Source organism: Ureibacillus sp. FSL E2-3493 (genome assembly GCF_038077515.1).
In the GTDB taxonomy this organism is placed as follows: Bacteria; Bacillota; Bacilli; order Bacillales_A; family Planococcaceae; genus Ureibacillus; species Ureibacillus halotolerans.
Genome location: NZ_JBBOPK010000001.1, coordinates 538,636 through 552,188, shown reverse-complemented (window position 1 = coordinate 552,188; position 13,553 = coordinate 538,636). Strand labels below are relative to the sequence as shown.

General features: G+C 36.4%; 19 protein-coding genes and 1 riboswitch. Of the genes, 1 reads left to right on the top strand and 18 read right to left on the bottom strand.

Annotated elements, in window-relative coordinates:
* Positions 1-43 precede the first annotated feature (43 nt).
* Together MHH69_RS03025 and MHH69_RS03020 are read right to left on the bottom strand one after the other, a co-directional pair.
* Positions 44-766 carry a small-conductance mechanosensitive channel gene (locus MHH69_RS03025; protein ID WP_122970726.1) on the bottom strand — a complete coding sequence of 241 codons (723 nt, stop codon included), beginning with the start codon at positions 764-766 and terminating at the stop codon, positions 44-46.
* A 15-nt stretch (positions 767-781) separates the two neighbouring features.
* On the bottom strand, positions 782-1,495 hold the full coding sequence (locus tag MHH69_RS03020; RefSeq protein WP_122970727.1) for a DUF5058 family protein: 714 nt from the start codon (positions 1,493-1,495) through the stop codon (positions 782-784).
* A 196-nt stretch (positions 1,496-1,691) separates the two neighbouring features.
* Here MHH69_RS03020 and MHH69_RS03015 point away from each other — a divergent pair, with 196 nt between their 5' ends.
* The gene (locus MHH69_RS03015; RefSeq protein ID WP_341361731.1) at positions 1,692-2,501 is read left to right on the top strand and encodes a helix-turn-helix transcriptional regulator; all 810 of its coding nucleotides are present in this window, start codon (positions 1,692-1,694) and stop codon (positions 2,499-2,501) included.
* A 104-nt stretch (positions 2,502-2,605) separates the two neighbouring features.
* Here MHH69_RS03015 and MHH69_RS03010 read toward each other — a convergent pair whose 3' ends face one another.
* The 16 genes from MHH69_RS03010 to MHH69_RS02935 form a co-directional block, all read right to left on the bottom strand.
* Positions 2,606-3,730 carry an NADH-dependent flavin oxidoreductase gene (locus MHH69_RS03010; protein WP_341361730.1) on the bottom strand — a complete coding sequence of 375 codons (1,125 nt, stop codon included), beginning with the start codon at positions 3,728-3,730 and terminating at the stop codon, positions 2,606-2,608.
* A 73-nt stretch (positions 3,731-3,803) separates the two neighbouring features.
* Positions 3,804-4,067, bottom strand: coding sequence for a metal-sensitive transcriptional regulator (locus MHH69_RS03005; protein WP_122970730.1), 264 nt, complete (start codon positions 4,065-4,067; stop codon positions 3,804-3,806).
* Positions 4,068-4,252: 185 nt separating this feature from the next.
* Positions 4,253-4,651, bottom strand: a complete 399-nt coding sequence (locus MHH69_RS03000; protein ID WP_122970793.1) for a hotdog fold thioesterase — start codon at positions 4,649-4,651, stop codon at positions 4,253-4,255.
* 68 nt (positions 4,652-4,719) lie between these two features.
* The gene (locus MHH69_RS02995) at positions 4,720-5,712 is read right to left on the bottom strand and encodes an NADPH:quinone oxidoreductase family protein (protein WP_122970731.1); all 993 of its coding nucleotides are present in this window, start codon (positions 5,710-5,712) and stop codon (positions 4,720-4,722) included.
* Between the two features lie 185 nt (positions 5,713-5,897).
* Entirely contained in the window at positions 5,898-6,113 is a 216-nt protein-coding gene (locus tag MHH69_RS02990; RefSeq protein WP_122970732.1) for a hypothetical protein, read from the bottom strand.
* Between the two features lie 272 nt (positions 6,114-6,385).
* Positions 6,386-7,540, bottom strand: coding sequence for an RHS repeat-associated core domain-containing protein (locus MHH69_RS02985; RefSeq protein WP_191707877.1), 1,155 nt, complete (start codon positions 7,538-7,540; stop codon positions 6,386-6,388).
* On the bottom strand, positions 7,437-8,138 hold the full coding sequence (locus MHH69_RS02980; protein ID WP_341361729.1) for a DUF6531 domain-containing protein: 702 nt from the start codon (positions 8,136-8,138) through the stop codon (positions 7,437-7,439). Before MHH69_RS02980 ends, MHH69_RS02985 begins: the two co-directional genes overlap by 104 nt.
* Before the next feature lie 147 nt (positions 8,139-8,285).
* A riboswitch (cyclic di-GMP riboswitch) is annotated at positions 8,286-8,378 on the bottom strand.
* A gap of 392 nt (positions 8,379-8,770) precedes the next feature.
* Positions 8,771-9,139 (bottom strand): DUF1801 domain-containing protein, encoded by a 369-nt coding sequence (locus tag MHH69_RS02975; RefSeq protein ID WP_122970735.1) that lies wholly within the window; start codon positions 9,137-9,139, stop codon positions 8,771-8,773.
* Positions 9,140-9,171: 32 nt separating this feature from the next.
* Positions 9,172-9,672, bottom strand: a complete 501-nt coding sequence (locus MHH69_RS02970; RefSeq protein ID WP_122970736.1) for a GNAT family N-acetyltransferase — start codon at positions 9,670-9,672, stop codon at positions 9,172-9,174.
* Positions 9,673-9,796: 124 nt separating this feature from the next.
* Positions 9,797-10,300, bottom strand: coding sequence for a GNAT family N-acetyltransferase (locus MHH69_RS02965; protein WP_122970737.1), 504 nt, complete (start codon positions 10,298-10,300; stop codon positions 9,797-9,799).
* Between the two features lie 124 nt (positions 10,301-10,424).
* Positions 10,425-10,703, bottom strand: a complete 279-nt coding sequence (locus MHH69_RS02960) for a hypothetical protein (RefSeq protein WP_122970738.1) — start codon at positions 10,701-10,703, stop codon at positions 10,425-10,427.
* Between the two features lie 41 nt (positions 10,704-10,744).
* Positions 10,745-11,191 (bottom strand): NUDIX domain-containing protein, encoded by a 447-nt coding sequence (locus tag MHH69_RS02955; protein WP_341361728.1) that lies wholly within the window; start codon positions 11,189-11,191, stop codon positions 10,745-10,747.
* On the bottom strand, positions 11,175-11,762 hold the full coding sequence (locus MHH69_RS02950; protein WP_341361727.1) for a group-specific protein: 588 nt from the start codon (positions 11,760-11,762) through the stop codon (positions 11,175-11,177). Before MHH69_RS02950 ends, MHH69_RS02955 begins: the two co-directional genes overlap by 17 nt.
* A 66-nt stretch (positions 11,763-11,828) precedes the next feature.
* A complete protein-coding gene (locus tag MHH69_RS02945) occupies positions 11,829-12,056 on the bottom strand; it encodes a hypothetical protein (RefSeq protein ID WP_341361726.1) in 228 nt (75 codons plus the stop codon).
* Positions 12,057-12,190: 134 nt separating this feature from the next.
* Positions 12,191-12,604: a DUF4275 family protein gene (locus MHH69_RS02940; protein WP_341361725.1), complete on the bottom strand. Its 414-nt coding sequence runs from the start codon at positions 12,602-12,604 to the stop codon at positions 12,191-12,193.
* Positions 12,605-12,738: 134 nt separating this feature from the next.
* Positions 12,739-13,509 carry an IclR family transcriptional regulator gene (locus MHH69_RS02935; protein ID WP_122970741.1) on the bottom strand — a complete coding sequence of 257 codons (771 nt, stop codon included), beginning with the start codon at positions 13,507-13,509 and terminating at the stop codon, positions 12,739-12,741.
* Positions 13,510-13,553: the final 44 nt, after the last annotated feature.

The following is a 13,553-nucleotide window of genomic DNA, read 5'->3' as shown; positions in this document are numbered from 1 at the left end:
ATATTGGAAATACGAAAACTATTAAAACAAACATAGAGATAAATTAAGCGACAGATTTTTTACGAGCTTTTACTTTTTCTAAATAAAGACAAATAGTAATGGTAATTGCAATACAGATAATTCCTCTGAAGAAAGGTATAATCGGGGTTAAATTTATAACGATGCCTGTTATGACAGCGATTAATCCATATAACGGGTTTTTAATAGCGAATTGAGCTAAAATACCTCCAAATATGGCCGGTACGACAAATTGAAAGGTAGCTTGTACAGATGAGGGTATAATCGAAATCAGGTAAGAGCCACTAGCAATAATTATGGCTATCACAACAATATTTACTAACGAAGCGGCTGCAATGGCTAATGCGGCTGTAATCTCTCCTTTTTTCGTTCCCGGCTCAGCTCCAATCGTATTTTGAGCGGCTGCAGCAGCGGGAAGACACATATTTGAAATATTGCCAGTTAAAAAGGCTAAGTAGGTACCTGAAACACCTAATGTTGGATAATAAGAAATTGGTTCAATTACCCATGCATATCCAACCATGGCTGCATAGGCTATAAATGCTGCAACAATCGGGCCCCATCCAGGGTGATAGCCGACAACAAATGAAAGGTAGAGCGGCAACAGAACACTTAAAATAATAACTGCCCACATTGTTAAGCGGCCCCAAAAATGAGATTTTTGATGGAATTGTTCCATCTCTAGACTTTCGACCTTTGGATTTGCGGCAATTTCCTCTGCTACTAAAGCTTTATTACTCATTTCCATCCACTTTCCCCCTACTTATATAATGAAGAATCCGACTGACAATGCTGCCAAAATTGAAAATCCTAATGACCATTCTTTTAACCAATTCAACTTAAACTTATTCGCAATAATCAGTAAAATGAACATGAACAAAGCTGCGGTAATAATAACAACAGCATTGGTAACTCCCTTCAATAACTCAGCACTTCCAAAGTTTCCAAAGACCCCCAGCATAGCAGCACTTGAAATAATTGCCATTAAGCTTCCTCGTTTACTTCCTTGTTGACTGGAGATTTTCTCCTGCATTTTACCTAAGGATTTCGTAAAGAAAACTGTTACTAATAACCATCCTAATCCACCTAAACACAATGTCCAAACGATTGTAGTATAGGCTTGTTCATTAAAACCATCAGAGCCAAGTTCTGTACCAAAGGCAGTAGCAGCTAAATTAGCACCCGCTGATTCAGTAGCTGAAGATCCAATGACAACAGACCTCATGAAAGTCACTGGGTTTCCGAGAAATGTCATTAAAGAAATGGCAATAATTAAGCTGGCCATCGCTGGACCGATTGCATTAATCGCCCCTACTTTAAGTGCGCTCTGGACTTCCTGCTTAGTCATTCCAACATTTTGACTTGTCCTAGTAGCAAGTCTTATAAATACAATCGCTTGAAAAATAACAATCCCTATAACAATTGCGGCAAATATCCAGACCGGATAGCTATTCGCTAATTGTAAAGCCTTTTCCACGTGACCCCTCCTTCATACTTAAACTTTTATAACCTTCTTCCTTTTGATCACATGTAATATCTCCTTTCATTATTTTGTATTTTAAGTTAACAGAATATTTTAAACATTGTAAAAATCGGAAATCCATGTTATATTTTCTAACAATACTAAAAGGTAATATAAAAATAATAGTAAAATTTTTATTTGGGGTGATTCTATGAAGTTAGTAAACAAGTTTAACCCTCTTCAACCTGAATGGAAAAAAAACATACAATCTTTGCAAATGTCGAAAACTTCTCCTCCATTTCAAAATTCCATAGTCTTTGTTTATCAGTTCAAAACGAAAGGAAATATTAACGAGAACATTCTTTTCCCGAGCATACCAAATGGTTGTATCGATCTCCTTTTTCATCTAGACGGCATACAGTCGCAATGTTTACTCGTTCCAAGTCCTAAAAAACGGACATTCCTTCCTTTCAGTGCATACTCTACATACTTTGGAATCCGTCTATTTCCTCTACAAAAATTATTTCCTTTCCAACTATCTTTAAAAGAGATTAATAGTGAAAAGGCTTTCTCGTTATTTGAAGTTGCCCCCTATCTACGCCCTCTTTATGAGTTACTTCTACAAAAGCATACTTTTATCGAACAAATGCAACTTCTTGAGTGTTACTTAAAACATCCTCGTAATTCACAACTTTATTCCACCATCGTTGCAAGTTGTATAAACAAAATCATCTTTCACCATGGTCATTTGCATGTGAAAGATTTAGAACAATTTACTGGCTACTCCGAACGATATTTACGTCTGTTGTTTCAAAAAGAGCTAGGCATTCCACCAAAAACATTCCTTCAACTTGTGAATTTTCAATATATAATCAACGACATTGTAAAAGGTGATTTTCATATAGAAAAACACCTAAATGAAAATCTCTATTATGATTCATCCCATTTCTATAAAACTTTTAAAAAGTTCACGAATATGACGCCAGGGGAGTATCGGAAAATATTAGTTGATGAGGTTTAAACTAAATGTGGAAATGTTAGTTGTTTACCTAAAAGTGAAAATCAAAAAAGCTCCATAAAAAAATCAGACCTCTACTTATTGTAGAGATCTGATTAATCGTTCGTTTATGCAATTGGGAACCAACCTGGAACATTTAAAATTCGATGCCATAATGGATCAGGTACGACAAGTTGTTCTTGATTGTTTTTATCAATTTTCGTTACAATTTCATCTTCTCTTCCTTCGGCAACTTTTTGCACCCAATCTGGGTCAATAATCAGTTCTCTGCCTATAGCGATAAGAGGAACGCCTGTTTCAAAGGCTTTTCGTGCATCTTCTGCAGTATGAATCGAACCTACACCAATTAAAGGAACTCGATTATCGATTTTTTCAAGTAAATAATCGATACGCGTTTTCGTTAAATCTTCTACCCCTCTTCTTGGCGTTGAGAAGAATTCCGATAAAGAAACATGTAAATAATCAAGACCTTTATTAGCTAAAGCATCTACCAACGCTAATGTATCGGCCATTGTAATGCCTGGTGTTTCCGGTTCTTCTGGTGAAAAACGATAACCAACGATAAACGGTGACGTTGCATGTTTTTCCACTACACTTTTCACCTTATCCACAATCGCTAATGGAAATGTCATACGTTTTTCTAAACTGCCTCCAAAGCGGTCTTCTCGACGATTACTATGGGGTGAGAAGAATTGTTGAATTAAATAGCCGTTTGCTCCGTGAATTTCTACACCATCAAATCCAGCTTCAATCGCTCGACGTGTTGTTTCACCAAAGGCTTCAATAATTTCTTCGATTTCCGTTTCTGTTAAAGCTCTTGGTGAAATGGCTCCTGGCTGTTCAGCTGGCACATCGCTAGCACTAACAATCTCTCCATTCGGTACTAATTCTGGAGGGCATAATCGACCACCATGGAAAATTTGTAATACCGCCTTTGCTCCTTCTGCTTTAATCGCTGAAGCAAGTTGTTTGAAACTCAGAATCATTTCATCTCGATCGCCAGCAAATTCACCGTCAAATCCTTTTCCATTCGGTGTGACATATGTACAAGCAGTAATAACCATACCAACACCATTTGAACGACGAACATAGTAGTTAACCTCTGCTTCGGATACAGTTCCATCCGGATTTGCTGAGTAATTCGTCATTGGTGCCATGACGATACGATTTTTTAATTCCACACCATTAGGTAAAGTATAAGACGTAAATAAATCTTGGTACTTACTATTCATAGTAATGTTCCTCCCATAAACTATATTTTATAAAAGCTATCTAAGCTTCATAAGCATGATAAAAAATTATATATTATCGACTTTTAACAAACAAATTAACTGCCTCTTGAACGGAGTCTTGCAATTTTTCTTCGTCACCATTAGCTTGCTGGATACAATCCATTAAGTTATAGCTTACGATTAAACCAATTGTGCGATCCACCCCAGAACGTACTGCTGAAAGTTGTGTAATGATTTCCTTACAATCTTTCCCCTCTTCCATCATTTTCAAAACGCCCCGAAGTTGCCCTTCAATCCGCTTTACCCGATTTTTCAATTTATCTTCGTAGGAATTCAACTGTATCCCTCCCTCTAATGATAACTTTTAGCCACATGGTATACCCCGATAGGTACTTTGTCAAATAAATCCACTTATTCATATATGAATACTTCTATTCCTTTTTTGTCCCAACGAAATCTATTCTTAACACGAATAAAAAGCGTTAATCCTTTTTTCAAAGATTAACGCTTAAGTCATCATGATTATTTTTTGCTAACAACCGCCATCGTACAACGAGACACACAAATTAGTTTCTCATCTTCATCGACAATTTTAATGTCCCAAACCATCGTTGTCCGTCCTTTATGTAAAGGAGTTGCAATCGCCTTGACAACGCCGTCTTTTTTACTGCGGATATGGTTGGCATTGATCTCCATTCCAACAGGATTGTACTTTGTTAAATCAACATTTATAGCCGTAGCAATACTTGCAGCCGTTTCTGCTAAAGCAACGGATGCGCCTCCATGCAAAATCCCTGCAGGTTGTCTCGTTTTTGGCCCGACTGGCATTGTCATAACGACCCGATCTAATGATAATTCTTCATATTGAATATCAAGAGCTTCGATAAGCGTATTCAATGCTTGAGATTGAATTCGCTCCATATACGCATGTTCATCTTTCACACCATACAAATCCAACACTTCTTGAGAAACAATCATGTTCCAACCTCCTAAATTAATTTTACAAGGATTCTTCCTCTTGCTTGAGCTTTTAACAATGTTGGCAAGACTTCTGGAAGTTGGGCAAGAGATACTTCTTGTTGAATAAATTCTTCTAAACACTCAGATTGGTAAACATTCGCTAAACGCTCCCACACTTTTAGACGTGTTTCCATATCACAATATACGGAATCAATCCCTAATAAATTCACACCTCGAAGAATGAATGGATAAACCGTAGTTGGAACATTTCCTCCTGCCGTTAAGCCACTAACTGCGACTGACCCACCGTATTGAATTTGGCTAAGTAACGCAGCTAATGGTTCTCCACCAACAGGGTCAACTGCGGCAGCCCATTTTTGTTTACCTAGCGCTCGAATTTTACCGTCATATACTTCTTCCCGTGGAACAATAGAAGTAGCGCCGAGACTAGTTAAATAGTCTTGTTCAGATGCTTTCCCTGTACTTGCTTCTACTTCAAAGCCAAGTTTAGAAAGAATCGAAATGGCAAAACTACCAACACCACCAGTTGCTCCCGTCACTAACACTTTTCCTTTTTCAGGAGAAACACCGTTATCTTGTAGTCGCTGTACGGACAAGGCTGCCGTAAATCCTGCTGTACCGATAATCATTGCTTTTTTTAAAGTTAACCCATCTGGAAGAGGCACAACCCATTTAGCTGGAATACGGGCATATTCGCTATAACCTCCAAAATGGGATACCCCGATTTCATAGCTTGTCGCTATAACCTCGTCCCCTTCTTTAAAACGGGGATCTTCTGAAGAAACGACAACTCCTGCTAAATCAATTCCTGGTACAAACGGATAGTTTTTAACAATGTTCCCATTTGGGATTGAGGCTAGACTATCTTTATAGTTCACTCCAGAATAGTGAACTTGAATTAACACTTCCCCTTCTGGTAAATTGTTTATTGTTAGTTTTTGAACATCTACAGAAAATTGTTCTTCTTGTTTATTTACGACAAGCGCATCAAATGTTTGCATATGTAAATACCCCTTTCAATACAACTTTATTAGGCAAAGACTAAATAACCATTTCACCTTTTACAAATTCCACATTCAGTGGCAAGACTCCTTCTTAACGAACAGTTAAGCTAAGTTATGCTTCTATGGGAGATGAAATATCAAGCCTATTATTATATTATACTTTAAATTAACAAGGACTACCGTTAATCATGTTCTATTACTTTTATAGCCAGTTCAATTGGAAGTAGCACCTTTCTCAGAATAGGTATATTGATTTGGACTCTTTCTGCCGTTTTAAATTGCTCCATTATGTGCCTTTTTACGGCTGATACATATCGCTCAGGTAAAATCGGCTTGCCTGGAAGTATACTTGCATTTGGTGGTGCTCCGTATTTGGCAATTTCTTGTTGGGTTTGCATAGCAATCTCTGCAGCACTTATTTGTTTTGTCCAAGAGAGGGTATCTGTTACCTGGAACGTTTGATCTTCTTGTGATGTTACTCTCTCAATATCATTTGTAATTAGGTAATGCTTATATTCATATACCCATGTCGTTGTTCGATCTTGATAATACGTTTGCAGATAGTATCGTTCAAATTGCGTAGTATCTGCAAGTGTTGTTTCACCATAACTTACAGTTGGTGCTTCATATTTTGGAAACCATCCATCATATGTGTTGTCGCTTACTTGTACTACATTCGATTCATAATTCCGTACCCATTCCGGAATAAGCCTTCTGGATATAAGTTTTCCGCCACATGTCCTGTTGGATCCCAGTAGTTTACCGGATTGTTCATGACATAAGAATAACGGTTCAATGATTGGGTTTGCATCATATTACCAGGATACGTATCTTCCGACATGAAGCGACCTATGGATGGGTCGTACCAACGGGCATTCATGTTCACTAATCCGGTTTTCCCATCGTAAGACATTCCCGTAAAGCTATTGAAGTTATACGGTGTTGTCGTACCTGTATAAATTCCACCAAAGGCATCATATCGATACTCTTCAATCATATCTCCGTAACGATCTGTTACAGCGGAAACGTTACGTATACCATCATACTGATAGTATAACAAACCACCCGTTGTTTTTAGGTCCGGATTATGGGATGGATTAGATAACCCGTGCATCCCAAACATTTTTCGGGAAACCGTTTGATTGTCTGGTCCTTGATAGTACTCAGCATAAGGAGAACCACTTTCACTGTATTCTTTATGAAGAACGTTTGATAATCCTTCATATAAATAGGTCGTTTCCTTATGATAAATGTGGTCCATACTGTTTTGACCATTTTCTTCTAACCATTTTTTATATAACCCAAGTTTTTTTCCTTGCCCCGGGTTATTAAATGGACCATTTCCATTACCTGGATTACCTAGATTGCAATTGTTACTATTTTTATTGTTGTTTTTGTTCGCATTTTCGTTTCGTTTTTCTTCGCCTTTTCCGTTATTACCTTTGTTGTTATTGCTAGCTACTTTGTTCCCATCATAATCTTTCCATGACATTTCCTCACGGTATATTTGACGACCTAGTCCATCATAGGAATAGCTAGTATAACTTTCATCTTCAAATTCGGCTAAAGTTAGTTGATTTGCACCATTGTACGTATATTGAACAGTTTTTCCTTCCGATGTTTTGGATATTACATTGCCGTTATCATCATATTGATAATCGGTATTACCATCAGAAAGAAGTTGATTCATCACGTTGTACGTATAATAGATCGTTCCTTGGTCATTTTTCATACTTAATCGATTGCCTGCTGCATCGTACGTATATTGAACGTTGTTTTGAGCAGGTATTACTTGTAAGGGTATCTCCGTTTTCAGTTGTTTCATAATGCCCTTTATCAAGCTCGTAGTTTGTCATTTTATCGTTATCATATTCTGTGATATAAGCTTCTGGGTCATCTTTAATAAATTCATAGCTTTGCGTACTTCCATCTAAACGTGACTCTCCGATCGAAAACTCCGTGTACATTTGTAATCGAGAGTCTAATTGGATGTTCCAACCTTTTCCAAAATAGCCTAATTCACTATCGTTGCTTGAATAGTTCCTTGTAAGATTTAAGGAAAGGGTTACTTGAGGGACATTTATATCTACTTCTTCCAGTTCTAGATACCCATTTTCAACATTTACTGGTGGTTCTTCCTTTGTTTCCGCAGAAATAGGTTCTTCGGATATAGCTCTTGGTTGTGACGGGTTGAGATTTGAATTTTCAGTTAAATTTCCCGACACTAAGTTTGGAAGCCCTTGCGTAACACTATTCGCTTCACTATTATTTCCTATTGTTTGATTGGACGTGGCGCTTGTCAATGTATTGGCCATAGTATCATTAGTCGTATTTTGTTCAGAGACTAAATCTAGCAAACTATTCGGATTTGTGAATAACTCATTGCTATTACGGCTATCATTTTTTTCCTTTGTCGGGAACACAAAATATGCTCCAACACTACTGAATGCGAGTAAAAAAGATAGTAAAACTAAAAAAGCCTTTTTTTTTCAAAAAAATAAACCCCTTCCATTACTAAGCGAAAAAAGACAGTACAAAACAAGCTACCAGTAAGAGGAGTTTATCGATATTACGGTAACTCAGCCACCTTGATAGGATTTTTTACCCACTTTAGGTCTGTAGCTTTGCGTCCCCACCTTTCGATAGGTTTGCCCCTTGCGCCTTAAAATTAAGTATTTTTTACTACAATGCTAAATTGACCAAAAGTAATAAACCTTTTTTCACAAAATTAGTAATATTTACTCATGTCTAATATAACTGATTTTCAACATTTTTTTACATATTTTGCGATGTAAAATTTTGAATTAGGAGTTTAATAGCAATAAAAAAAGCAATCACCATTACTGATTGCTTCTAATCCAAAAAATATTATTTTATTCCCATCTCATGGGATAAGGATCAGTTGTAAATGAGGATGATTGACCACTGTTTCATGAAATTTTTCATCTATTCCATATAACGTTTTGAAGGAATGTTAGCATTGACTACACTGCACAAGTATTCGCTTGGTCAAATAAAAAACGATAATCTAATTAAGATTATCGCCTTACTTATCCTATTTCTCATTTATTGCAACGGCTGCCTGAATAAAGGAAGTAAAAAGATCCGGTTGAATGTCTTCCATTTTTTTAATTTGTATATGCCTCATAGTTTTACCTGAACCTTGTAGTAAGTGATGGACATCCATTTCTTCAAGCTCAATTCCTTGATGGAAACCGAGGTTCACATGTTTTTTCGCCGTTTGTAAATAACATACTAATCCATTGTTTGAATAGTTCGGCATGGACCATTTGTACTCTTCCTTCAGTTTCGGTGACGCATCTAAAATTAGTTTTCTTAAAACGAGGGTCATTTCTTGAATGTTTTCGGGTAGCCCCTCTAACCATTCGTCCACTTCCTTCATTGTTCTTTCTCTATAAGTCATTGTGAATCTCCTTTTTATATGGAAAGGTATCCTTAGGATAAGGAATATAAATAAACATCTTGCCCTTTTAAAACAATTTCCTTTTCTAATGTCATTCCAATCTTTTCTGCAACCTTTTTGGATGCCGTATTAGCAGGTTGAATAAGGGCAATAAACCTTTCTAGTTTTAATTGCGCTTTACCATAATCCAATAACGTTTTAGCTGCTTCAGTTGCGTAGCCTTTTCCCCAATATCGTTTGGCAATCCAATAGCCGATTTCGATCTCTTCTTTGCCGTCTATCGTTTGGGGTACTAATCCAGCATGCCCAATTAAGCTGTTATCCTCTTTATTGACTAACACCATTAAGCCATAATATTCACCGAATTCATATGTTCGATAAATCCAATTTAAGAACTCTTGCCCACCTTCTTTATCTCTTACGTTCCCATTTCCAATGTAGCGAACAACATCCGGGTCAGATAATAATGACATGAGAAAATCAAAATCCTCGTTCGTATACCTGCGGAATCGTAATCTATCGGAAGTAATCAATGTTATCCCCCTTAACTAAAACTAAATTGTGATAAAACCTTTTCTCCCTTTACAACCGAAAATCCTTCATCTTAAAAGAAAAAGGAATTCATGCTTTAAATTCCTTTTTGTTGAATCAATTGATTTACGATACTTTTTTACCTAATATAATTAAATCTCTTTTGATACCGTCTAAAGTAGCAACCTCTGGTAATAACGCCCACTTTTCAAAACCAAAACTAGTAAATAGGCGGAGGCTTGGTTCATTGTGACCGAAAATAAATCCTAGTATCGTCTCCACTCCATAATTTGGAGCGGATTCAATTACTTTCGTTAACACTTTTTTCCCGAGACCATGCCCTCTAAAATTTTCATCTAAATAAATACTTACTTCTACCGTTGCACTATAGGCGGGTCTTCCATAAAAATCTTGAAGGCTAACCCATCCACAAATTTGACCATCTAGCTCTACTACCCATAACGGTCTTTTTGATGGTGAATGTTCGTGGAACCACTTTAATCGATCTTCGACTGTTACAGGTTCTGTATCTGCCGTTACCATTCTACCAGGAATGGTAGAGTTATATATTTCAACAATTCTCGGTAAATCTTCTAGTGTTGCGTCTCGAAAAGCTATTTCTTGTGACATCCAACCACTCCTTTTTAGCCAAGTTTTATTTTCATGTTAATGCTCATTATCTCCAAATACAATAGAAAGTTTTTGCTCACCATCTCTATAAAAAAAACGCCTCTACAAATGGTAGAAACGCCTCTTAAAATTTTGGTCGTTCTCTTTTAAAAATTCCATAATACAGTAAAATAAATCCGATGACCATAAGGAAGACAAATCCATAGACCATCACCGTCATTCCGACGAAGCCGTCCCCTTTATTCATACCGAATAATATCCCTAATATCCATGATAATAACGGTGCGACAAAGACGATGGTTGTAATACCCCAAACAGTAAATTTTCGTTTTGCCGATTTATTCCGACTGAAATATACAGCCAAAATAATTGCTAATACTAAAATACAAATGGCAATAAGCAACTAAAAACGCGCTCCTTTAACATGTCTTGATGACTAAGTTTTTATAACCATTCCAATTGTATCGCTTTTTTATAAGCTAAATCTAGTATTTGAATTCGTTTCTCAAAGTTCGTTTCAAGCTTTGTAATCATTTGTTTTGCCGTGTTAAAGTTCAATAGAACATATCCTGTTTTTTCATTTTCAAATGTATAAGGCAAAAATTGTTGTACTTTTACCAAATACCAAATCGTATATGTGTCAGTCGATTCCCAGTACCATGAGGCAAAAGGAATTTTTTCATTTGATATCGTCATCCCTACTTCTTCCAACGCTTCTCGCTCCAACGCTTCTTCAAAGCTTTCGTTCCCTTCTATTCTTCCACCGATTGTTGTGAGAATCTGTTCTTCCTTGTCCCAAGCCATTACAACTAACCCATCATCTGTTATCGGAACACAATGTACGCCCGCAATCGGTTTATCGTTAGGCAACTCTTCAATGGCCATCAACATTGGCAGAGACCTCCTCCTGATTCCACGAAATGATTTCTACATTCGTCACATCTATTTCCCCTAAACTTAATACATGGGGAATGAAGTGAAAAATTCCAAAAGGTTTTCCATTCTTTTTTCCAGCATTATAATATTCCACTGTTTCAGAAGGAATTTTTCTCATTTCTTTATATTCGGCAATATCGAGCAGCAGGAAGTCCTGTTCATCAAATTCTTCTGCTGGCCCTTTAAAATTTTCCTTAGAGTAGAGATAGAGAGCATTTTGATTCGGTTGGAGTCGTTCCACTGGAATTTTGAAGAAAAGCAAATTTTCCTTTTTCTTGATTTCTAACTTAGTGAGTGCATCATACACATGAAAAGGATGCATAGGTAGGAAATGAAGCACATCATTCCATAAGCAATGTAATTTAGGAACTTGTCTTTTGAGTAGATTTGGTCGGTCAGGATGGTCAAAATATTTTTTTGTATATTGCTCATACAAGTGGGGATAAGTTGTTCCTAACACATTTAATGGAATCAGTCGATCTCCTTGCATATCTTTTGGAACCATATGGTAAACATATTGGGACATACTAGCACCTCCAAAAATGGTAACGCCTTTATTTGATACAATTAAAATGCCGAGCCTTCTAGCTTATTACACCCATGTTTTCTTTTTGATAAACCACATTAATATAGTTAAAATAAGTAATATAATTGGCGTAATCCCTACAAATTTCCAAACATTATTCGAACCCGAAAAATAGTAAGCAATTGGTAAGAAAGTGATTGTGCTAATTAATAGAAGTATCCAAGACTTTTTTTCGATTCCTAATATTAAAGTAACCATTGAAATAAATAGTGAAAGTTGCCATAAAAGTACCAATTTACCCCCTCCATCTATCCAAAATTCCCCTTAACTTTACTTTAATATTCTACAAACATTTCCAAAAAGCCTTGTTTCCCCATGAAATTGATAGAAGAACATAAAGAAGGCTCTCCCCTAAAGTAAGAGAACCTTCATATTTTCGAAATGAAATAAGGTCCGCATAGTTCTTCATGGGTCATCATGAATGTCCAATTTCGTTCCCAATCCATTACGTAAATATCGCCGTAGTCCATATGGTATTGGTCATACGGTAAATCTTGAATAAGTAGACCTTTCCCGTTTTCTACTAAATAAGATTCATCTACAAATTGATAAAAGATTGTACATTTCCTTTTAGCTTCTTTATTAAAAAGTTTAATAGCCTCTTCTTTCATTGCACAATCAACAGCTTCCCAGCTACATAAATGCCATAAGAAACTATTTAAATGAATCTCTTCCTTTTCTTCCTTTGATAAATGGTTGGCAAATTCATTTTCCCATGTCTTGCGCAAATATGGACCCCATTTTGGAAGTTCTAAAACTTTTAATTCTTGTTTAAAATGCATATTTTTTAATTCTCCTAAAATCTAATTCACACTACGATTTTACACTGAGTTGTTCAATGGTGTTGAAAAAATTCATTAGAAAAAGCTCGGCATTCGACTTGCCAAGCTTTTTTCAAAACAGTAAAAAATCCCACTTATGAAAGATGCTTTTCAATCTCCCTTTTTGCATTGAAAAGGAAGTCTCTATACATTTCTGTATCCTCATTGTTAAATCGAACATCCGGAACAATAATGGCAATAGATGCGATTGGTCTACTATGAGAAATAATAGGGACACTTACAGAACAAGCCCCTATAATTCGTTCACTTTCAGTTTGGACATAGCCTAGCTTACGAATTGTTACTAAGTCCTCTAAAAGTTTATCGCGATTCGTTATTGTATTATCGGTAATCGGAACCCTTTTTACCCGATTCAAATAATCATCGATTTCATGTTGGGGTAGATAGGCAAGAATGGCCTTTGCTGAAGCCCCAGCATATAAAGGGGATGTATCTCCAACATGGTTTCTCGCTGTTAATTGATGAATACTCTCGTAATTCAAAATGCATCTTCGCTGATCCCCGTCTAGAATGCTCATAGAAACACTTTCGCCTATTTTTTCACTTAATGATTTTAAAATAGGTTCTGCTATAGCGAGAATAGTAGATTCCTGCTCGACTAATTTTCCTAAATAAAATAGAGATAAGCCAAGCTGATATTGTTTGGTTTTTTCATCTTTTATGAGAAACCCTTCATGTACGAGTGTCGCTACAAATCGTTGTAAGCTTGAGAGGCCAATACCTGTTTTTTTATGAAGATCCGTTAATGATAGCTTTGGTTCTTCCCTTGTAAAGGCTCTTAAAATAAGGACCGTTTTTTGAACTGTATTCATTAAATAATTTCTTTCAAAAGTCGTTTGATCCATAAAAGCTCCCCCTTGCACAACCATCATAACAAAACCTATTCCCC

Bases quoted from the DNA above. Each gene is read 5' to 3' on its own strand.
- MHH69_RS02955 (WP_341361728.1), bottom strand. From the start codon at position 11,191: ATGTTGATGGCCATTGAAGAGTTGCCTAACGATAAACCGATTGCGGGC.
- MHH69_RS03025 (WP_122970726.1), bottom strand. From the start codon at position 766: ATGGAAATGAGTAATAAAGCTTTAGTAGCAGAGGAAATTGCCGCAAAT.
- MHH69_RS02990 (WP_122970732.1), bottom strand. From the start codon at position 6,113: ATGCAAACCCAACAAGAAATTGCCAAATACGGAGCACCACCAAATGCA.
- MHH69_RS02950 (WP_341361727.1), bottom strand. From the start codon at position 11,762: ATGTCCCAATATGTTTACCATATGGTTCCAAAAGATATGCAAGGAGAT.
- MHH69_RS03000 (WP_122970793.1), bottom strand. From the start codon at position 4,651: ATGGAGCGAATTCAATCTCAAGCATTGAATACGCTTATCGAAGCTCTT.
- MHH69_RS02995 (WP_122970731.1), bottom strand. From the start codon at position 5,712: ATGCAAACATTTGATGCGCTTGTCGTAAATAAACAAGAAGAACAATTT.
- MHH69_RS03015 (WP_341361731.1), top strand. From the start codon at position 1,692: ATGAAGTTAGTAAACAAGTTTAACCCTCTTCAACCTGAATGGAAAAAA.
- MHH69_RS02935 (WP_122970741.1), bottom strand. From the start codon at position 13,509: ATGGATCAAACGACTTTTGAAAGAAATTATTTAATGAATACAGTTCAA.
- MHH69_RS02940 (WP_341361725.1), bottom strand. From the start codon at position 12,604: ATGCATTTTAAACAAGAATTAAAAGTTTTAGAACTTCCAAAATGGGGT.
- MHH69_RS02985 (WP_191707877.1), bottom strand. From the start codon at position 7,540: ATGAAACAACTGAAAACGGAGATACCCTTACAAGTAATACCTGCTCAA.
- MHH69_RS02965 (WP_122970737.1), bottom strand. From the start codon at position 10,300: ATGTCACAAGAAATAGCTTTTCGAGACGCAACACTAGAAGATTTACCG.
- MHH69_RS02975 (WP_122970735.1), bottom strand. From the start codon at position 9,139: ATGACTTATAGAGAAAGAACAATGAAGGAAGTGGACGAATGGTTAGAG.
- MHH69_RS03010 (WP_341361730.1), bottom strand. From the start codon at position 3,730: ATGAATAGTAAGTACCAAGATTTATTTACGTCTTATACTTTACCTAAT.